Origin of the sequence: Virgibacillus halodenitrificans, from assembly GCF_001878675.1 — a bacterium.
Lineage (GTDB): Bacteria > Bacillota > Bacilli > Bacillales > Amphibacillaceae > Virgibacillus_Q > Virgibacillus_Q halodenitrificans.
Window position 1 is genome coordinate 3,782,475 of record NZ_CP017962.1, and the last position, 21,025, is coordinate 3,803,499.

At 38.5% G+C, this 21,025-nt stretch carries 15 protein-coding genes; 6 read left to right on the forward strand and 9 right to left on the reverse strand.

Translation table 11 applies throughout. The features are described from left to right. Positions 1-144 precede the first annotated feature (144 nt). The 4 genes from BME96_RS18660 to BME96_RS18675 form a co-directional block, all read right to left on the reverse strand. On the reverse strand, positions 145-1,329 hold the full coding sequence (locus BME96_RS18660; protein WP_083547522.1) for an Rpn family recombination-promoting nuclease/putative transposase: 1,185 nt from the start codon (positions 1,327-1,329) through the stop codon (positions 145-147). A gap of 140 nt (positions 1,330-1,469) precedes the next feature. Beyond that, on the reverse strand, positions 1,470-2,174 hold the full coding sequence (locus BME96_RS18665; protein WP_408068404.1) for an ankyrin repeat domain-containing protein: 705 nt from the start codon (positions 2,172-2,174) through the stop codon (positions 1,470-1,472). Positions 2,175-2,197: 23 nt separating this feature from the next. Continuing rightward, positions 2,198-3,418, reverse strand: a complete 1,221-nt coding sequence (locus tag BME96_RS18670; RefSeq protein ID WP_071649886.1) for an amidohydrolase — start codon at positions 3,416-3,418, stop codon at positions 2,198-2,200. 121 nt (positions 3,419-3,539) lie between these two features. After that, entirely contained in the window at positions 3,540-4,166 is a 627-nt protein-coding gene (locus BME96_RS18675) for an NAD(P)-dependent oxidoreductase (RefSeq protein WP_071649887.1), read from the reverse strand. A 521-nt stretch (positions 4,167-4,687) separates the two neighbouring features. Here BME96_RS18675 and BME96_RS18680 point away from each other — a divergent pair. The 3 genes from BME96_RS18680 to BME96_RS18690 all read left to right on the forward strand — a co-directional run bounded on the left by BME96_RS18680 (position 4,688) and on the right by BME96_RS18690 (position 7,734). Next, positions 4,688-6,562: a heavy metal translocating P-type ATPase gene (locus tag BME96_RS18680; RefSeq protein ID WP_071649888.1), complete on the forward strand. Its 1,875-nt coding sequence runs from the start codon at positions 4,688-4,690 to the stop codon at positions 6,560-6,562. A gap of 160 nt (positions 6,563-6,722) precedes the next feature. Continuing rightward, a complete protein-coding gene (locus BME96_RS18685) occupies positions 6,723-6,956 on the forward strand; it encodes a heavy-metal-associated domain-containing protein (protein WP_019375851.1) in 234 nt (77 codons plus the stop codon). 70 nt (positions 6,957-7,026) lie between these two features. Then, entirely contained in the window at positions 7,027-7,734 is a 708-nt protein-coding gene (locus BME96_RS18690) for a Crp/Fnr family transcriptional regulator (protein WP_071649889.1), read from the forward strand. A gap of 250 nt (positions 7,735-7,984) precedes the next feature. On the opposite strand, the gene BME96_RS18695 is transcribed toward BME96_RS18690, so the two are convergent. The 3 genes from BME96_RS18695 to BME96_RS18705 form a co-directional block, all read right to left on the reverse strand. Beyond that, positions 7,985-8,776, reverse strand: a complete 792-nt coding sequence (locus BME96_RS18695) for an SDR family NAD(P)-dependent oxidoreductase (RefSeq protein WP_071649890.1) — start codon at positions 8,774-8,776, stop codon at positions 7,985-7,987. Between the two features lie 313 nt (positions 8,777-9,089). Further along, the gene (cudC, locus tag BME96_RS18700; protein WP_071649891.1) at positions 9,090-9,665 is read right to left on the reverse strand and encodes a choline uptake/conversion transcriptional regulator CudC; all 576 of its coding nucleotides are present in this window, start codon (positions 9,663-9,665) and stop codon (positions 9,090-9,092) included. 254 nt (positions 9,666-9,919) lie between these two features. Further along, complete coding sequence (locus BME96_RS18705; RefSeq protein WP_071649892.1) at positions 9,920-10,819, reverse strand: glycine betaine ABC transporter substrate-binding protein; 900 nt, start codon at positions 10,817-10,819, stop codon at positions 9,920-9,922. 459 nt (positions 10,820-11,278) lie between these two features. Here BME96_RS18705 and betB point away from each other — a divergent pair, with 459 nt between their 5' ends. Both betB and betA read left to right on the forward strand, forming a co-directional pair. Beyond that, complete coding sequence (gene betB / locus BME96_RS18710) at positions 11,279-12,736, forward strand: betaine-aldehyde dehydrogenase (protein WP_071650066.1); 1,458 nt, start codon at positions 11,279-11,281, stop codon at positions 12,734-12,736. A gap of 254 nt (positions 12,737-12,990) precedes the next feature. Then, a complete protein-coding gene (betA, locus tag BME96_RS18715) occupies positions 12,991-14,676 on the forward strand; it encodes a choline dehydrogenase (RefSeq protein WP_071649893.1) in 1,686 nt (561 codons plus the stop codon). Between the two features lie 677 nt (positions 14,677-15,353). On the opposite strand, the gene BME96_RS18720 is transcribed toward betA, so the two are convergent. Both BME96_RS18720 and BME96_RS18725 read right to left on the reverse strand, forming a co-directional pair. Next, positions 15,354-15,557, reverse strand: coding sequence for a hypothetical protein (locus BME96_RS18720; protein ID WP_071649894.1), 204 nt, complete (start codon positions 15,555-15,557; stop codon positions 15,354-15,356). Positions 15,558-15,733: 176 nt separating this feature from the next. Beyond that, complete coding sequence (locus BME96_RS18725) at positions 15,734-18,460, reverse strand: ATP-dependent DNA helicase (RefSeq protein ID WP_071649895.1); 2,727 nt, start codon at positions 18,458-18,460, stop codon at positions 15,734-15,736. 576 nt (positions 18,461-19,036) lie between these two features. Between BME96_RS18725 and BME96_RS18730 the strand changes: the two genes are divergently transcribed. Further along, on the forward strand, positions 19,037-20,956 hold the full coding sequence (locus tag BME96_RS18730; RefSeq protein WP_071649896.1) for a BglG family transcription antiterminator: 1,920 nt from the start codon (positions 19,037-19,039) through the stop codon (positions 20,954-20,956). Positions 20,957-21,025 lie beyond the last annotated feature (69 nt).

The window sequence follows — 21,025 nt, forward strand, 5'->3', positions numbered from 1 at the left end:
TCCTTCTTTAGTACTAGAAAAAGGCGAGCTAGATCTTCTGATATATAGATTAATTGAGATGTGGCAGCTTACTTTTATAACACAAAAAGGAAATAGATTCTTAATTAGATTTCATTTCCTTTTTACATTTAACTCACAGTTAGACTATATTTCACGTTGAAGTTGAATAACTCGTTCAATGGATAGCCCAGTTGTTTCTGCCACGGTTTCACTATCCATGTCATTCATTAATAAACGTCGCGCAATTTTCTCTTTTGTGAATTTCTCTCCTTCTTTTATCCCCTCAGCGATTCCTTCCGCTTTTCCTTCCGCTTTTCCTTCCGCAATTCCTTTAGCTAATCCTTCTTGCTTTCCTTCCACTCTGCCATCTTTTTTTCCTTCTTCTAATCCTTTGACAAAACCTTCTTCTCTTCCTTCCCTAATTGCCTTCTCTTTCGCTTCCTGCAGCCTGAGTTCTGCTTCACGCTGGGCCGCTTCTTCATCATTAATTTGCTTTAAACGCGATTCATAAGCAAAATATTCTTCCTGTGTCATACTGAGTTGCTCCCAGTTTTGAAAGGCAGCACGCACCGATTTATCCTTCATAGCAATCGCCTCCAACTCTTGATAAATATCATCGTAAACCTTTTTATTTCGATAATCTACCATACCAAGCATTAAGAGCCATCTAACTAAAACATCGTTCCATGGATCCAGTTTACCATTCTTCCAATCGCTTATTAATTTTGGCATTTCTATAAAATGAAATCCCATGACATCCGTCAACTTAAATTTTTCCTCATCTTCATATAAATGATACATTGTATTAAACCGATCTGTCTGTTGAAATAAATTGAAATTCATTATATTAATGGCAATCACTGGCTGTAATTCTTTGTAGCTCATCCTTTTCTGCAAAGGACTACGGTAGACGCCTGCCCAATAGTAGACAGATCGTTTTACCATGTCATATTTGTTGGTAAACTGAATTTCCACGTTAATTCGTTCATTGTCATCTGTTATTGCAAGAAAATCAAGCCTTGACTGCTTGTCATCTACATATTCACCTCTGGCCTCCGTGCTGGTGAATGCTATTTCTTTTATGACTTTTCGACCTGTTTTTTTTAGAATGGCATTTAAAAATACAACAGTTATATCCTTATTTTTTTCACTTCCAAATAACTGTTTAAAAGCATAGTCTACTTTTAAATCCATTAACTTTTCCAGAGGAACATGTTTCAATAATTTTTCTCTTCCAGCTTGGTTTGCTGATTTTTGTTTATAAAAACCAGCATCTTCCATTACTGTTATCGATGAGGAGTTTGGTCGTAAAGGTATATTCAGGGGCATTTATAACACTTCCTTTTTCGAAGTGAGGACTGTACGGAGGATGTTTAACCACTTTTATTATAATGAATATTTAGATAATAATCAAATCGATTACTATCTAAATATTCGTGTTGAATCTTATAGGTAAGTTCTTATTAAAACTATTCTGCACCGGCACGTTGAAGTATTTCAACTATTTCTGTAAATCTCTTCGTTTTAGCGTGGGCAAGTGGTGTTACGCCGTCATTATCCGGGATATTCACGTCTGCACCATGTTGAATTAATATTTGAATGGTATCCTGTTGTTTTTCTCCACCATCGCTGAGAATAATCGGTTCTAATAAGGCTGTCCAACCCAAATTGTTTATATGGTTTACATCAACTTCCGTGTTTTCAACTAATTCCTTTATGACATCAATATGACCATGTTCAGCTGCAGGAATCAAAGCCGTACCACCATATCGGTTTAATAAGCTTGGGTCTGCCCCTGCTTCTATTGTTAGCTTCAGAATTTCCAAATAACCTTCTGCACCTGCATAAAGAAATGGATTGTTTTGCATATTGTCCCGGAGATCAATATTAATTCCTTTTTCTATAAGGAGCTTAACAGCTTCCGGTTTGTTCGCATAAGTAGCAATCATTGCCGCTGTCCGTCCTTCATCATCCGTAACATTAATGTCGATCCCAGCCTCGATTACCTCTTTCAGCTTTGCAACATCCCCCTGCTCAGCCGCTTGAAAGTATTGCTCTTTCATATTGCTTTCCTCCTCTGCCTCCTGGTTTTTGGTGTTCTCTGTCGATTGATAGTTAGTCTGACAGCCTAGTAGCAACGCAATACATAAAACAGGTAGTAATAGCTTTACCATTCTATCTAGCTCCCCTTGGTATGTTATAGCTTACCCAACCCTCCAGCAGCCAGATTACCTTGATAAAACACAGCCTTCCTCTCAGCACGTCTTGCAACTGCTTCTGCTGAACAGCTTGCATCAACCAGGACCATATTTGCTTCCACTCCCAGCTTTGGCCAAGCTTGATTGCCATCACGATTCAATGGAGTAATACCTCCTGTTATATAACGTAAGGCTTGCGAAAGCGCCACTTCATCTGTCCATCGGTTTGTCTCAACAAGGCGGCCGATTCTTTCAAGTAAGTCCCCATTGCCTGTTGGCCACCAGGAATCAAAAATGTTATCATTCGCAACGGCTACTTCGACTCCAACCTCATCTAGTAAAGATACAGGGACCCCTCGATCAATAGGCAGACTTGTAATGATAGATATGCCTGCATCTTTTAAAATATGGGCCATATCGATCGCTTCTTCCTCGGAAACATCTCCCAAGCCAAATGCATGACTCACTGCTACCTTTCCTTGCCATCCAGCTTGCTTGGTTAAATAGGCAAGTCGCTTCATCGTGAAGTTCCCCAGATGTCCAGGATCATGCAAATGGATATCGATCGCCGCATTCCCTTCCACTGCAATATCCATTAATGTTACCAATGATTTTTCTATATCCTGATCCACTGTCGCCGGATCCACAGAGCCTACAATACTTGCACCATTCTTTACAGCCTCGCGCATTAACTCTTCCGTGCCACTGCTCAACAATCCATGCTGGGCAAACGCCACTATTTCTGAACTGAATTTACCGTCAAAATTAGCAAGTGCCCGCTTAACACCTTCGAGATTTTGCAGCCCGACCTCTGGATATATATCCACATGTGTCCTTACATGGGTCGAGCCTGCAGCTACTAGAACTTCCAACAACGCATTGGCTCGCTCCTCAGTAGTTGTGTGCATGGAAGCTAACGTATTTTTTTCAATCGTACTTCTTTCTAAGACACTACTTGCCGGCCTGCTTGCTCTCCATTTATCTCCCATATAGGTTTTATCCAAGTGGACATGTTTTTCAATGAAAGAAGGAAGTAACAGCATTCCTTCCGCGTCCTTCACATCGACATCCGCCGGAATCGGCTCCTCTAGGGCTACGATTCTACTAATGCTTCCTTCGTCAATCACCACATGCTTTAATTCAGCTTCGGTGCCAATCACTTGTCCATTCTCTTTATGAAAGCCGGTTTCTATGCGTACATTTGTTAGCCAATATGTCATTGTCTGCCTCCTTCTATTTGCAAAAAAAATTGTGGTAGGGTGGGAACTGTCTTCCATTGCTCATCTTGTTTCCTTCTAATCTTTTGATTAGCACGTAACCTCTTTTTCGAGATATAGGAATCTAATAAGCAATTCCGACACGTTTCCGGATAAATTTGCCCTCTGTCAGCTGTTTATAAGCAAACGCAGCTGTGTCTTGTACCGAAATCTTCTTGCCATCCACTGGTAGCACATCTGCTTCCATACGATAATTCCCTATTTCTTCTCCATCAGGCAAATAGGTTGGGCAAACAAGTGTCCAGTCAAGATCTGATTTCTGTAAAAACTGATATGCAGCTAAATGATCCTCTGCTGCAGTCGTGGATTTTCGTTTTGACTCATTGGACTGAAAACGATAGATGTCAGGATTTTTCCTGCTGTTTAAAATACCTGCTGTCCCAATGGCAATATACCTTTTGACATGATGATGGTTCATAAGCTGAACAAGTGCTGGCGTATAGCGGGAGAGTACATTATTTTTATCTGTGTTTAATGCACTTACTACCGCTTCTACGGAAAGACGCGTCATAGCTTTTTCCAATGCTTCCGTATCCAATACATCTCCCGGGACGACATGCAAACGCGGGTGATCAGCCGTTATTTTCTCAGGTGATCGGGCAAGTGTTACAACCTCATGGCCATCCTGCAGCATTTTTTCCAGCAGGGCACTTCCAACCCGCCCCGTTGCTCCTAGTAGTAATATGTTCACAGGCTTACCTCCTAATTGGGCTTCTTAGTTATATTCAGTTATTCACAAATATTATTTTATTAGTTAATTCCTCTTTTGGGGATGAGGCTAAACTTCTGGATTGCTTTTTACTTCTTTTGAAGCTTCCTTGTGAACTTGTAAATAATACTCAAAGGGTACGCTTTAATGCTGTTTTCCTTCTTCATAAATATTTTAACATGAAGCGTAATATTTTGAGTGGGAGTTGATATAATTCCGCTAAAGCTGTTTTATTCAAACTTGTTTTTTTTGAAATATAGTCCCTCTCTACTAAAGGAAAGTGATTGAATAGTACTTTGCTTCACAAACTTCTACTGTGCATTTCTATTAGTGTTAGGGTTACTTATAACTAACCTGCTTTCTTCTGGAGCCTCTGAATTAGATTTATAATCTTTCACTTTTAAAATAGAACTTGATCCGAATCAATTTTTATTTCATAGAAACCTCCTATACTAGAGTCAACAACGAGGGATAAAAATGAAAACAAAATTGGGGGGATCAACATGCAAAGATATATATTAAGTAAAAAGAATTCCATTACAATGATTATTGCAATTTTAATTATATTTGCATTTTCTGGACGATTTGTCTTAGACAACATGATTATTTTCAATTGGTCGCTCATCGTTGCATCTATACTTGGTGTAGCGCCAATTATGATCCAAGCATATCAGGCATTAAAAGTAAAAGTTGTCAGTATTGATGTTTTAGTTACCATTGCAGTACTTGGTGCATTATTAATTCAAAACTATGAAGAATCGTCTATCGTTACCTTTTTATTCTTATTTGGTTCTTACTTGGAACAACGCACCTTGAATAAGACACGTTCTGCCATTAAAGAATTAACAGATCTGGCGCCTGAAAGTGCTTTAAAACAAATGGAAAATAAAGAGTATGAAGAAGTTAATGTCGATAATGTAGATGAAGGTGACATTTTATTAGTCAAAACGGGAGCAAAAGTCCCTGTAGATGGAACCGTATTAACAGGGGAAGGGCACATAAATGAAGCAAGCATTACTGGAGAGTCTGTCCCCGTAAGAAAAAGGGTTGATTCTGAAGTCTTTGCAGGTACAATCTTAGAAAATGGAACGCTACAAATTCGAGCCGACCGTATAGGAGAAGATACAACATTTGGTAGAATTATTGAATTAGTTGAAGAAGCGCAAGATTCCAAATCAGAAGCAGAACGGTTTATTGATCGCTTCTCAAAATACTATACGCCAGCTGTTTTAGTGCTTTCCTTCATTGTTTGGCTTTTCAGTCGTGATAGTGAGCTGGCGATTACTATCTTGGTATTAGGATGTCCAGGTGCATTAGTTATCGGGGTACCTGTATCCAATGTTGCCGGTATTGGCAACGGTGCACGCAATGGTGTCCTCCTAAAAGGTAGTGAAGTTATCAATGACTTTAGCAAAGTAGATACGATTGTTTTTGATAAGACAGGAACGTTGACAGTAGGAAACCCTGAAGTTGTTGAAAAAGAATTTTATGGAGACAATACGGAAGAAATTCTAGGGTACTTAGCAAGTGTGGAACGTGAATCGGACCATCCAATAGCCAAAGCTGTCCTCCGGGATATTGGCAAGACAACTTTCTCTACTGTTGAGAAAACAGAAGTAATTAAAGGGGAAGGAATTGTAGCAAAAATAGGGGTTCATCGTATCGCTGTTGGTAGTGTAGCTTTAATGGAAAAAGAAAATGTAAAATTAAGCAAAAAAGTTAAAAAAGATGTTGAACTCTTTGAAAAAAACGGGGATTCCCTTGTGCTAACTGCGGTCGATGGAGAATTAAAAATTCTGATGGGCATTCGAGATCAAATCCGTCCAGGTGTTAGAAAAGTTCTTCGAAGCTTAAAAATGCTTGGGGTCAAAAATCTGGTCGTACTTTCAGGAGACAATCAAGGGACTGTGGATTTAGTTGCTCGAGAACTCAAGTTAACAGAAGCACACGGCCATATGCTTCCCGAAAAAAAAGCGGCATATATCGAAAATTTACAAGCAAAAGGCCAAATCGTTGCTTTTGTTGGTGACGGAGTAAATGATAGTCCTTCATTAGCCTTAGCGAATATCGGAATTGCTATGGGAAGTGGGACAGACGTAGCAATTGAAACATCGGATGTCGTTTTAATGAATTCTGACTTTAGTCGTTTACCACACGCATTAGGCTTAACAAAAATAACTTCAAGAAACATGAAACAGAACATTACAATAGCAATTGGTGTAGTATTAATTTTACTTACAAGCTTACTATTTAGTGAATGGATGAATATGTCAATCGGAATGTTGGTTCACGAAGCAAGTATCTTAGTAGTTATCTTGAATGGTATGAGATTGCTTCGATACCGTAGAGAAAATGATTTTAACAGAACGCGTGCTTAACAAATGATAAAGGTGGATTATTTAGGTGGGAAGGACAAAATAATCCCCTTTCTTATTAAAACTTGATTTGCGTCAATTAAATTTCGGTGAATCTGAGCTATACTAACGTTGTAAATAAGAAAAAAAATCAATTAAATATAAGATGAGAGGGGAATAATTCATGGAAAAAGCAGTTATTCAATTAGAAACCTTATCTTGTCCATCGTGTATTCAAAAGATTGAAAATGCGGTGAAAGGAATAAACGGAGTTCATCAAGATAGCTTAAAAGTATTATTCAATGCCAGCAAAGTAAAAGCAGATTTTGATTCAGAAAAAACCTCCATTAACGAGATCGAAAAGGCAATTGAAAATCTAGGATACCCAGTTGTAAAATCAAAGGTTAAACCCGCTTAATTTAATAAAAAGAATGGAACCTGAAGCCTAAGAAACTATCTTAGGCTTCAGATAGAAAGGAGAGATTATTTTGGAACAAAATCAATGTTCTCATCACCAACAAGGGCATGTAGAATGTATTCGAAGCGTTCCCATTTTCAATCATCTAGAAGGTTCACAAATGGATTTAATTGCGAAATCTGCCAAGACACTTCATCTGCATAAAGGGGAAATATTATTCCGTGCAGATGAGGAAGATGATGCCTTATATATTATCAATTCAGGGAAAGTTAGAATTTACCACTTATCTGATTCTGGAAAAGAACAACTTGTTCGCATTCTAAATCCGGGTGATTTCACAGGGGAATTGGCCATTTTTCATTCTGGAAGTATTCATGGAAATTATGCGGAAGCACTACAAAATACATCTATTTGTTTAATACAACGAGAGGATTTACAGAAATATTTAATGGAATACCCCCAGATCTCATTAAAACTACTTTCAGAAGTAACAATACGCTTGATGGATTCTGAAAAACAAACTACTCAAGTAGCGATCGAAAATGTAGAAGTCCGTATTATATCTTTTTTGGCTGAAAATGTTGAAAAGGGCAATGACAATAGTCCCACAGTTACCTTACCAATGTCCAAAAAGGATTTAGCCTCGTATCTTGGTACAACACCAGAAACAATCAGCCGCAAATTTACTACTCTGGAAGAACGCGGATTGATTAAACAGTTACCGAAAAAGAAAATTAAAATAATGGATTTAAATCAATTGTTACTTCATACTAAATAATTAAATTAAGCAGAATAGCTTGCTATCACTGGTGCTAGTAAAGATGGATGGACACAAGTTAGTTAAATTTCTACCCTATGAATAGAGGGGACTTTTCCCCTGTGTCCAATAAGAAAAGAAAGCCTTATATCAAAGACCCGAGGTGAGACCCAGGTCTTTACGTTTATATCCATTATTCAAAATAGCCTAGTAACTTGTAGTGTATCGAATGCATTAATGATTTGCGAACAAAATAAATACGGATGGCTTGCTAGCGCATTACCGTACCACCAGAGATTTTCACAGACTCACCCACAATATTCGCCGCTGCATCTGTCAGTAAGAAGGCAATCGTATTAGCCACTTCCTCTGGTTCCGACATGCGTCCAGAAGGAACAGAGGACTGAAGCAGCTCTTCCACGGAAGTACCGGTACGTGCTGCTTTATTTTCTACAGACTGCTGACCCATCGCTGTATCCACCCATCCCGGGCATACTGCATTTACTCGGATGCCATGTTCAATCGCCTCCACAGCCATCGATTGCGTAAAGCCGATCAGCGCAAATTTGGAACCTGCATAGGCAGTATTCCCATGAGTCCCACGCAAACCGGACAGGGAGGATACATTAACAATCGCGCCACGCTTCTTCTCCAGCATCTTCTTGTAAACAAGCTGTGTCAGTAAAACGGTCGATGTATAATTAATATCCATGATGCTCTCCAGCTTGTCTTTCGTCAGCCCATCCACTGTACTGCCACCCGCAATTCCGGCATTATTCACAAGTAACGTAATTGGCCCACAAGCCTTCTCCGCCTGCTCTACAAGTGTTTCCCGATCGCTATCTTTACCAAGATCAGCAAGCTGCTTGCATATATTTGCATCAGGATGTGTGCTTCGAATATCCTCCGCAACATTTTCCAGCTTCTCCTCATTTCTACCAGTAATCGTCACAGCAGCCCCCATCCCTGCAAGCGTCTTTGCCGTAGCCGCACCAATGCCACCAGTTGCTCCAGTGATGAGTGCATGTTCGTTTTTTAGTGCTTGGTTGGAGAAAATAGACATAATAATCGCTCCTTTGTTGATTTTGTTTGTATTATTGGTTAGTTCCTCTTTTGGGGGTGGGGTTAAACGCTATTACTTGTTGTAACATGTAAAAAGCACTTTTAATTGAATAATAATCAATTCATGTAGTCCTTGGTTTGTAATTCTTCCTACCTTTTTCAGTTGTCAAGTAAGCCTTAACAACTGCCTCTTCACCCAGTTTCTTCTCTTCAATAAGTATGCTGCTTTCTCAATATTAAAACTAAAAACAAAACCCTCCAAACTAACTTAATAGTTTAAAGGGTTTATATTCGGTGAGTGACACGCACCATAACTACACTTCATCCACATCATCTACAGGTATATAATCAAATATTTCACCGGATTTAGTAAGCTTTGTAAGCTTGTCCAACCAACGATAATAGACCATGGCATCTGCGAGTTGCTGATAATCCAATTCAGCCTTTTCTCTTGATGCTTCATCTGTCTCACTATCCTCGATTACCTCTTTAAGTAGTGCCTGGGCCTTCTTCAGACTAGCCAAATACATACTCACTTCACGTTCCCACTTCATCCCATAAAATTGAGTAAAGTAATTGAAGAAATTCTTTTCAGCTATGAAGGAGTCCTTTCGCGAGCCCTTCTGCCATACCTTTTGAACGATATTGATCTCTTGCAGCTTACGGACGGAAGTACTCATGCTTGGTTTACTCATACCGAGTGCGTCTTTCATTTCATCGAGAGTAATCGGTTCATGTTTAAAATACATGGTTGCATACAAACGTCCTACTGAAGGAGTAACGCCATACAAATCCATTGTTTCTGAGATTGTATTAATCATCATGTGTTCAACCTGGTCAATCTTTTCTTTAGCATTTCCATTGGGTAAATTATTCTGTTTTCCTTCCATGGTGGCACCTCTTTTTTGTAGATTGCATTTGCCTTATATCATGCGAGTCAGGAAGCTTCTATTATAATAGTTACTATCGTAAAATAGCGACATGTTATTTAGTTCGTTTATAATAAATTAAACGTTTCTTTTATTTTATAATTAGTATGGCAAAGAAGCAAATGAAATTTGGCACCAGTTTTACCCTGCCTTCAAGGCTTCCTCCTTCACAAAAGAGACGATCCCCTTATCGAGTATCGTCTCTTTGCCTCTGTTTACTTCATCCAATTGTCAATGACATCTTGATTTTCTTCCACCCATTTTTGGGCACCCTCAATCGGATTGTCTTCACTTTCTTGAATGTTAATCATTAAATCACCAAGCTGCTCATCATCCAGTTTAAAGTTTGTCAGCCATTTACTGACCTTTTCATGATCTGCATCAAATTCCTCCCGTGTTGCCATATAAATTTTCTCTACCTCACCAAAGGTTTTCTTCGGATCTTCTAAGAACTTCAGATCCACTTCAGAGAATATATAATGTGGCTTCCATAGTGGAGCAACGATCGGTTCCTTATCTTTAACCGCCTTCTTAATAGATGAAATCATTGCCGCTGTACTGCTCGCTGTTAATTCATACTCAAGACCATATTCATCAATGACATCCTGTGTAACCAACATAGTTCCTGCTCCAGACTCAAAGCCAATTATTTCCCCATTGAATTTATCTTTATTTTCATTCAAGTCCTCAATACTATTTATATCTTCCATATATGTTGGAACAGCCAATCCAACTCTACCATTTTCATACCACGGTTCTTCAAAGAAATTGGCTTGATCTTTAAACTGTTCATAATAACTCTTATCCTGGACCGGCAACCAAATTTCCGGTGCGATATCTAAATCTCCTGATGCTAATGCAGCCATCTGTGGACCCATTTCAAGCAGTTTAAATTCAACTTCATATCCTTTATCTTCTAAAATAGTCTTCCATAAATTTGTAACTGCAATATTTTCAGGCCAATTAATCTGCCCGATCGTAATTGTCCCTTTGCTATCTTTTGATTCATCAGAACTGCTATCCGAATCTGCATCTTCACTAGTTGATCCACATGCTGCAAGTACAAAAATTAGTATAGTAATTAAAAATAATTGACCTATTCTTTTAAAATTCATTAATTATAAACACCTTTCCCTTTTAGTTTTTAGCTAACATCCAGTAAAAAAACACCTTTTTTCCAAGTGTGTATTTAAATTACATGAGATGATACGTTGTCTCGCCTCCCTTTTATTAAATAAAATAAATTTATTAAATATTTTTTTAACAAAAAATCTATATCTAATACATTAAAGAAAAATTTTGATTTGTCAAATCGCTATAATTCATTTAGCTTCTTTCCTTGTTGCTATATAGGTAATGAAACAATTTTACACTTTTTCAAGATGAATAAAAATTTAACCAACGGTATTTCTTTATAAAGAAATAGCGCTGCCAATGCAGCAACAGTCCTTTCCACGTTTATTTGACAAGTAAATGAGAGTATTGTTAGTATTAATGTATTAAGAACATTAAATTTTTATTTAACAAATTTAACAATAGAATCGCTTAGGAGTGATGATGTGAAATTACAGAAGATGTATATAAATGGGGAATGGCTGCATGCCAAATCCGGAGAGACACGCAATATCATTAACCCCTACAATCAAGAAGTTATTACAACAGCTGCAGAAGGAAATGCGGAAGACACAAAAGCAGCTATTCAAGCTGCGCGGGTTGCATTTGATGAAGGCAACTGGAGTACATTACCTGCCAGCGAACGCGGGGAGATCGTTTATAAAATAGGTGCATTAATCCAGCGCGATCTGGAGGAATTAGCTGAACTCGAGACATTGGATACAGGTAAAACAGTCGAAGAAAGTCGTGCAGATATGGCCGACATTGCGAATGTATTCTTTTATTTTGGGGGTCTGGCAGATAAAGATGGTGGCGAAGTCATTGCCTCACCGATACCAAACAGTGAAAGTAAGGTTGTTCGCGAGCCTGTCGGTGTCTGTGGCCAGATCACGCCATGGAATTACCCTTTACTCCAAGCCGCATGGAAGCTTGCCCCAGCTTTGGCTGCAGGAAACACCCTTGTGATGAAGCCGAGTGAGATTACACCATTAACGACCGTAAAAGTCTTTGAACTAATCGAAGAGGCTGGTGTACCAAAAGGTGTTGCCAACTTAGTACTTGGTTCCGGAAAATCTGCGGGTGCTGAATTAGCTGCCAATCTTGACGTTGATTTAATTTCATTTACGGGTGGCATTGAAACAGGGAAAACTATCATGCAGGCAGCAAGCCATAATGTGAAAAAAATTGCCCTTGAGCTTGGCGGAAAGAATCCGAATATCGTCTTTGCTGATGCTGACTTTGATACAGCTGTTGACCAGGCATTAAATGCGGTATTTTTCCATGCAGGACAGGTTTGCTCTGCAGGATCAAGGCTTTTAATTGAAGAAAGCATCCATGATGAATTCGTGGAAGCATTGATTGAACGAACGAAACAAATCAAATTAGGCAATGGTTTTGATGAAAACACACAAAGTGGTCCAATGATTTCAGCAGAACACCGTGCAAAAGTGGAAAACTATGTGGAAATAGGCAAAAAAGAAGGTGCTAAACTGGCTGTTGGAGGAAAGCGCCCGGATGATCATGCATTGCAAAACGGATTTTTCTATTTACCTACCATATTTACAAATTGCACAAGCGATATGCGTATTGTCCAGGAAGAGGTATTTGGGCCGGTACTAACTGTAGAAACCTTCCAGACGAAAGAGGAAGCTGTCAAACTAGCGAACGATACAATTTATGGCCTGGCTGGTGCCGTCTGGACACAGGATTTGAGTAAAGCGGATTTTGTTGCCGCACGCTTACGAATGGGTACCGTGTGGATCAATGACTTCCATCCATATTTTGCCCAAGCACCGTGGGGCGGTTATAAGCAATCAGGCATCGGCCGTGAACTTGGCCGTGAAGGCATGGAGGAATATACTGAGGTAAAACATATTTATCGCAATACGCAGCCGGAACCTGTTCAATGGTTTAACTAAGATTTTAATAGACTCATAGCTCTAACTCTTCTTACGTAGGAAGGTTTAGAACTATATGGAGTATTTCCGCCATACGTCTTGGCGGATTCCCAAAAAGAAAAGCTGTGCCATGATTCAATTCATGGTGCATTACTTTTGGCCAATTCGTTAAAATTATATTTAATAAATAAAATAAACTTAATAAAAAATAAATTGAAGATAACGTTTTTCAGAGTACTGAATTTTATTTAACTATCTTCAAGGAGGTATATCACATGAATCAAACATATGATTACGTAATTATTGGTGGTGGCAGTGCAGGTTCTGTACTCGGGAACCGTCTAAGTGCAGATAAGAATAGGAGTGTGCTTGTTCTGGAAGCAGGACGAAATGATTACTTTTGGGATCTATTTATCCAAATGCCTGCAGCTTTAATGTTCCCATCAGGCAATCGCTTTTATGACTGGATCTATTCTACAGATCCGGAGCCCTATATGGATGGACGGCGTGTGGCCCATGCAAGAGGCAAGGTGCTTGGAGGATCAAGCTCGATCAATGGCATGATTTATCAACGCGGAAATCCATTGGACTATGAGAAGTGGGGATCTGAACCAGGGATGGAAAATTGGGATTTTGCCCATTGCCTTCCATACTTCAAACGTCTGGAGGCAGCCTTCGGATCTGATTCTACGGATGACTACCGCGGGCATCATGGCCCTATAAAATTAAAGCGCGGGCCTGCAAAAAATCCTTTATTCCAAGCCTTTTTTGAAGCGGGTGTGGAAGCTGGTTATGCAAGAACACCTGATGTTAACGGTTTTCGTCAAGAAGGCTTCGGTCCATTTGACAGTCAAGTGCATAATGGCAGACGCGTTTCTGCCTCACGGGCCTATTTGCGTCCAGCGATGCGCCGCAAAAACCTAACTGTAGAGACACGTGCGTTTGTTACAAGTATCAATTTCGATGGTACCAAAGCACAAGGAGTAACATACCAAAGGAATGGAAAAACCTATCACGTTAACGCAGGGGAAGTCATTCTTTCCGGTGGTGCATTCAACACACCACAGCTATTACAATTGTCTGGTGTAGGAGACGCAGAGCATTTACGCTCATTAGGCATCGACCCGATTGTTCACTTGCCAGGGGTAGGGGAAAACCTGGAGGATCATCTTGAGGTATATATCCAGCATGCATGCCCACAGCCAGTTTCCATGCAACCAAGCTTAAATAAAGCTAAAATGCCTTGGATTGGCTTGCAATGGTTACTAGGGCGTACTGGTCCAGCATCATCCAATCATTTTGAAGGTGGCGCTTTTGTCCGTTCGAATGATGAAGTTGACTATCCAAACCTCATGTTCCACTTCCTGCCGCTAGCAGTGCGCTATGATGGGCAAAAGGCAGATACAGACCACGGATTCCAGGTACATGTTGGACCAATGTATTCCAACTCCAGAGGAAGCCTGAAGATCCGTTCCCGTAATCCTTTTGAGCATCCAAGTATTGTATGTAACTATTTATCTACCGAAGAGGATCGTCGTGAGTGGGTGGAAGCAATACGTGTTGCACGAGACATCCTTTCCCAACCGGCATTGAAACCTTACACCACTGGTGAAATTTCACCCGGACCATCTGTCCAAACAGATGAGGAAATTCTGGAATGGGTCAAGAAAGACGGAGAAACAGCACTTCACCCATCATGCACAGCCAAAATGGGACCAGCCTCTGACCCAATGGCTGTCGTAGACCCAAATACCATGAAAGTTCATGGGCTGGACAATGTACGAGTAGTAGATGCATCCGCCATGCCAACTACAACCAATGGAAATATCCATGCACCGGTATTGATGCTGGCAGAAAAAGCAGCTGATATTATTCTTGGACGCGAACCTATGAAACCGGAGTATAAAGATTATTATCGTCATGGTGTCCATCCCGCAGATGCAGGGACGATTGAGGGGTAAGTTGGTGATGGTGTTGGTTTATGGAAAGTTGGAAGGAGACCGTTCCTGTTATGGGAACGGTCTTTTTTGTAGGAAAGAGCAAGGGGAGTAGACCCTTATCCTCGCTTTTGTTTATCGTTAATTTTGATACGGTTCAACGTGGTTATTTAAGAAGCAAAAATAAGGGCTTGGAGTTTTCCAACGCTTTATAATAATTTTCAGGCTATAAGTGTCTACTCTTGGCTTGATACTAGCAACCAATAACATCAGACTCCCCTATGGTGAGAGTGTGTAATGTCTTTATCATCATGAGCTTAGAGTGCGGTATACCAGGCTTTTTCTAATTTCTATCTGTACCGTTGTGCTCAAACTCCACATGTGTAGGTGTATGTGAAACACATGAAGCTGGTAGTTTTACATTCAATTAACTTTTTAATTCTTCTCTAAAAGCTTTATTAAATGTAACCTCCGTTGATTTTTGCTTTATAAACTTTATAACTAGTACCTTTAACTATTTACGTATGACGTAAACTGTAATTTCCAATACTATTACCAATTCTTTCTTTGCCATTCCAGTACCCTCATGATCTAAAATAAACGCTCCACGCTATACTTCACAGTTGTTTCCTAATAGTAGCAGCATTGTTTATAAATTTACCCAGTCCATCAAATCGCTCTTTTTCCATTGTATTCCTCAACTAGTTATTATCCTTTTTAATAGCTTCAAACATCTTAGCTAACGATAATTCACTTATTTCTGCATTCCTTGCTAGTGCACTCCTCGCGTATTTACGAACCAATGCGTCCGCATCACTAGCTTCATATCCCTTTTTCAACATCATGTAATGATATAATTCTCGACAAGGTGACAGCATAAACCTCTCATTTTGGAGGGTATTCAAGGTGCTATCTTCTTTAAGTCTAACTCGTAGATTTTATCAACTAAGAAATATCTTTTACCGATCATCACATATCCATAGTTTTTTAATTACACTAATTTGTCGTGAAATTTCTTAAATGCCCTTTTAAGTGCTAAAAGGCTTTTTTACTATTTTAAATAAACTGTTATCCAAAGACATCATTGGATGCCATTTTTCAGCAACTGTATATCTTTATTGTTGTTTTTTGGTTTTATGCTACTCAACACCTTTTGCTCGACCTCAGGTGTCCAATAGATTTTAAGCTTATTTCTCGCACGGGTAATAGCGGTGTAGAATATATTATGTGTTATAAGTTCCTCAACTTCATCATTTATGACCACTTTAACAGAGTTGTACTCCAACCCTTGTGCCTTGTGGATAGAAACGGCATATGCAACTTGGAATGGAACGACCGATTTTGAAGACCCTTCATCATCTTCATCTGTGCTTTTAAGTTTGTTGACACAAAAACGTATTACAGAGTTACCGCTTTCTAAATTGTCCAATAGCTCAAAATCTTGATTGTAGGCATCTACGCCGTTGATTGTAATACCCAGTTCGATATCAAACTGTATACGTTCTGTGGGTTTTTCACTATCAAGAATTTCTATCCCTACTATCCGACCTTTCATGTTGTTGTAAATAAGAGGAGCAAAGCGGTCAGATTCATTGAATAAAATTGGATCGTTGACCTTATATTGCTGAACTCCCCACAACACTGGAACGCTTGGATTGCTCTCTTGTAAAAAACGATTAATGTTATTTATGCCGTACAGGCCATCGTAATTAAGACAAAGAATTATTTCGTCTGCTTCAGCACGGGCAAAAATTGAAACGTCTAACGTGTTGGAATAGCCTTGCCGTGTAATAGCTTCCAGAATGTTATCATCCATCTCGCGTACTCTGCTCCATAACGTAAGCAATTCCTCGTTGTTGCTCCGATAAGGCTTGGTTAATTCAAACACCGAGCTTTTGGGAACAAACTCACGAGCCACACTGAACCAGTTACCAAATCGGATAGAGGATATTTGATATGAATCCCCTACCAAAACCAACAATTTAAATGTAGCTTTGCTAAGAATATTCTTCATATCTCCATTGTTCACCGTACTGCACTCGTCTATTATTAGCAAGTCATAGTCAGTAATAATGCTTTGTCTTTTTACAAACTTTGTAATCGTTGAGAATGTGCAGTTGGAAGCTTTCACCCGGCGTTTCAAATTATCCACAGCGGGGTTGGTCTGTGCTAAGAACAGCTTTTTCTTATCAGCAAAGAAATGTGCTATGTGGTTTATGAGCGTAGACTTTCCCGTGCCGGCCGATCCGTACATTAGAGCCACTCTTGAGTGTTCAAACATTTGAGTTAAAGCCTCTTTTTTCTCGTCACAGTCAACACCGTGGTTAGGTTCGCTCAACCATGCTTTTACCGAATTTGAGTAGTTCTCAACTCCGCTTTTTGCTAGCTCTTCAAGTTCACCAATAATAAACCGTGTATTGTTTTTATATCCATTAATGAAGATTTGACCAGCTTCAATCACTAATCTACTGTTCTCAAGATGACCGTGCCATAAAGTAGAGTTATAGTTTTTTACTAATGCTACTATATCATCAAATCCAACAATATTCTTTACGGACGTAAAAAGTTCTCCTTTAATTTCGGTGTTGTTTCTAATCAGACGTGCAAGTATTTCATGCTGCCGTTCCTCGGCATTAATGCAAGCGAATAAATCGACTAGTCTGGGATTATGTCCTAATGGCGAGGAATTAAAGGGCATCCTGTCGAACGGGATACAACCGTTTTTCACAAAAAGCCCGGACAAATTATTGTTTGCAAGGCTATGATGCTGGTTCTTTATAATTTTATTATTCATACGGTAAAGTAAATAATGTAGAAGATTTTTGCCCGTACCGTTTGCATTTGTTATTGCACGACAACGCTCTAAATCATCGAAGAAAACAACCGTCTTGGATCGTTCTGTAGCTTGCTGTTTAATCTTTTGAAATTCCTCATCGGGAAAATTAATTAGTTCCGTAAGATTAAACCCGGTCGATGTTAAAAATAATGAGATCCCCTGTTGTTCTGCATAGCCTGTCTTAACGGCTGTTCCTCTAATCAGACTTGTAAAATTTTTAAACTCACAATCTCGAATTGCGACTTCCCAACCTACGATAACAATGATAGGCATTGATTTGCCGAGGATTTCAATACTGTCTTGAGCAAGGGCAAATTTGACTGCATAGTTGTCGGTTATTTCTAAACGCGTAAAAGCGATAACACGGTTAAACTTGCTCGCATAATCATTAGCAGGTGTAAAAGTTACCTCATAGTAAACTCGTTGATCGACAAAGACTGGCTTAATTTTTTGAATATAGTATTTATCGGATTTTCCAACACTCTGTATATTATAGTGTTCTACCTTGGCGGCAATCTTTTCATAATACTCCTGCATGTTTGAATCCATGTTCAGCGGAAACTTGTCAAGATTGCAAAGAACTGCAAGGGAAAACCTATCATGCATGAGGTTTTTGATTTTCAAAAGGTATTCATAATATTTTAGCATTAACCGCTCTGAGTTTTCCTCGTCAAGCGTATAGTGTGATGCTACGATTTGCAAATAATCATGAAACTGCCTCAGTACTTTTAGTTTGCCCTGTGTTTTTACAAAGCCAACTGCTGCGCAGATATTATCATAGTTGTTATCTATGTCTTGGCCGTTGGCGTAAATCTTCAGCATTATATGTTCCACAAAGTTGCGTAGTTGAGACAGGATGTCCTGTGAAACTATGCCTCTTGGTGAAGTGGCAAGGTTGTCTATGTGACGACAAATAACCTTGTTTATATTCATAATCTGTGAGTCTATTCTTAAAAGTATTACATTAGACATTTTGCACCTCCAATAAAGTTACTATCAATTTCATCCTTATTATAATATAGAATTTAAATATAATTTTACAGTTTAAATCATACTCTTTAATTTTGCTCTATAAACATACTTCAACATATATTATACTGTTTTTTTAAGCTTTCTATATCAATGTTTTCTATTATATTAATATTTTTTATATTTTCTTCTATTATCATATCTTTACTATTGGTTAAAGCACTACGATCAGGTGATTCATATATTAGACTGTCTTTTTTCAATTTTTAGATCTTGCCCCAGTAAAATATTCTTGGTTCAGGTGCCTGTCACTTTCCGCATTTTGTAATATTTTGTCGATCAAAAATTATTGAAAATTTCTTACTTAACTCAACAGACATTAAACCATAACCCCCTCCTTTATTCTACCATATATTTAGGATAAATTTGGTAATATTTAGTCTACATCATGTCCTATAACAATATATTATTCCCCACATAGGCAGTAAGCCAACAACTTAACCCATGTAAATCTATTAACCAAACATTCACCCTAATTATGTTATAATATATATAATTTTCTAATAACGAGGGATGAAAATGAATTCTCGATGGATAAAGATTATACAATATCTTATTAAAGTTGATACGGATGTAACAAGCAGTGAACTTGCTGCGGCATTACACGTGAGTTCTAAGACCATCCGAAATGATATAAAAGAGATTAACCGTAGTTTAGAAACGGAAAATTTATGTATTACTTCCATCCGCGGGAAGGGCTTTTCACTTAAGCAAGATAAACGTTATTTCATAGACCTCTTAGGAAAGTGGAATAAGATTGGAAGTAACGTCCCCATAGAACCGGAATCCAGAATTAAATTTATACTGGAAACTCTATTAATGAATACATCCTATGTTAAGTTAGATGATTTATCCGACATGCTGTTTATTAGTCGATCTACATTGCAAACTGACTTGAAGGAAGTACGAGGCATCCTTGATAGTTATAATTTGCAACTGGAACACAAACCAAATTACGGAGTGATAGTAAAAGGGGATGAAAAACAGATTCGCTTTTGTATCTCTGCCTACCTTTTGCGTGAGAAATTAGATGGAAAAAAGTACGACGTAGCTCAATTGGGTAACTTTTCTTCAGAGGAAACGAATTTAATTTATACTCATTTAATAAATAATTTGCGGAAGCATCATATAGTGGTTGCAGATGTTTGTTTACAAAATCTATTTACCCATATTGTTCTAGCATGCAGAAGAATTAAAGAGAGTAATATGTTTGATATAAACAGCGAAGACTATCTAGAACTAAGAGACACAAAAGAATATGAAGTTGGACGGAAAATTCTAACGGATATCGAGAGAGACATAGATATAGTTTTCCCGGAAAAGGAAATTGCATATTTAGCTTTACATTTAAAGGGAACGAAACTATCAAATAACTTAGATGGAACTCGAGCTGATTTAAATAAAATAATGGACACGAAAATAGTAGAATTAGCTCAAAGCATGATTCAGCGTATAGAAGAGAAATGTTCTTTACATTTAGCTGGAGATAATAAATTATTATTTAACTTATGCTTACATTTACAACCGGCAATTAATCGATACAAACAGGGCATGAATATTTATAATCCCATGCTGGAAGAAATTAAAACATCCTATCCACTTTCTTTTGAAGCTGCTTTGATTGGTTCCAAAGTACTTGCTGAGGTAATGGAGATTCAACTAAATGAGGATGAAATTGGTTTTTTGGCTCTACATATCGAAGCTGCCCAAGAACGGTTAAAAACGAGAAACGTTCGCAAAAAGCGTTGCCTAATTGTGTGTGCGTCGGGAATGGGTAGTGCCGAACTTCTTTCTTATAAACTTACCAATCAATTTAGTGATCAATTAGAAATCATTGGAACTACGGAACTATATAACTTGGAGAACACGATACCCAGTGACCTAGATTTTATAATTACTACCGTACCAATTGATATGCAAACTAGTATTCCTCTCATCTATGTGAGCACCATTCTTGGAGAAACGGATATTAAACAAATTGAAACCGCTATAGATGGAGAAAAGAAAAAGGATAGATGGTATTTGGAAAAAGAGCATACCTTTATAAATTATGATCTTAGTTCACCAAAGGAGGTTATTACATTCCTTGGGAATCATCTGTTGGAAAGGGGGCTCGTAGGAGAAGATTACATTGATTCTGTCCTGGAGAGAGAAAGTTACGCTCCCACTAGCTTTGGTAACTTAGTAGCAATACCCCACCCCATTGAGCAAAAAACCGATAAAACCTTTTGGTGTTTGATGACATTAAAAAAACCAATTGTTTGGGGTGATAAACCTGTTCAAGTCGTCTTTTTACTAAACGTAAATAAGAGTAAAAAAGAAGATTTGAAGCCTATGTTCCACTCTCTGGTAAGATTGGTTGATAATAGATCAACAGTACATCAGTTGCTTGATTGCAAGACATACCACCAGGTGCTTAAGGTAGTACAGCAACTTTAAAAGCAAAGGGAAACTCCTTTGCTTTTTTTATTTATTTAATTTCCTTTGCCAACGGAAAAATACTGCCTT

What these genes read in the sequence shown, in the direction of transcription:
- BME96_RS18725 (WP_071649895.1), bottom strand. Translation starts at nt 18,460, where the DNA reads ATGTCTAATGTAATACTTTTAAGAATAGACTCACAGATTATGAATATA.
- BME96_RS18680 (WP_071649888.1), top strand. Translation starts at nt 4,688, where the DNA reads ATGCAAAGATATATATTAAGTAAAAAGAATTCCATTACAATGATTATT.
- betA (WP_071649893.1), top strand. Translation starts at nt 12,991, where the DNA reads ATGAATCAAACATATGATTACGTAATTATTGGTGGTGGCAGTGCAGGT.
- betB (WP_071650066.1), top strand. Translation starts at nt 11,279, where the DNA reads ATGTATATAAATGGGGAATGGCTGCATGCCAAATCCGGAGAGACACGC.
- BME96_RS18665 (WP_408068404.1), bottom strand. Translation starts at nt 2,174, where the DNA reads ATGGTAAAGCTATTACTACCTGTTTTATGTATTGCGTTGCTACTAGGC.
- BME96_RS18730 (WP_071649896.1), top strand. Translation starts at nt 19,037, where the DNA reads ATGAATTCTCGATGGATAAAGATTATACAATATCTTATTAAAGTTGAT.
- BME96_RS18705 (WP_071649892.1), bottom strand. Translation starts at nt 10,819, where the DNA reads ATGAATTTTAAAAGAATAGGTCAATTATTTTTAATTACTATACTAATT.
- BME96_RS18660 (WP_083547522.1), bottom strand. Translation starts at nt 1,329, where the DNA reads ATGCCCCTGAATATACCTTTACGACCAAACTCCTCATCGATAACAGTA.
- cudC (WP_071649891.1), bottom strand. Translation starts at nt 9,665, where the DNA reads ATGGAAGGAAAACAGAATAATTTACCCAATGGAAATGCTAAAGAAAAG.
- BME96_RS18670 (WP_071649886.1), bottom strand. Translation starts at nt 3,418, where the DNA reads ATGACATATTGGCTAACAAATGTACGCATAGAAACCGGCTTTCATAAA.
- BME96_RS18695 (WP_071649890.1), bottom strand. Translation starts at nt 8,776, where the DNA reads ATGTCTATTTTCTCCAACCAAGCACTAAAAAACGAACATGCACTCATC.
- BME96_RS18685 (WP_019375851.1), top strand. Translation starts at nt 6,723, where the DNA reads ATGGAAAAAGCAGTTATTCAATTAGAAACCTTATCTTGTCCATCGTGT.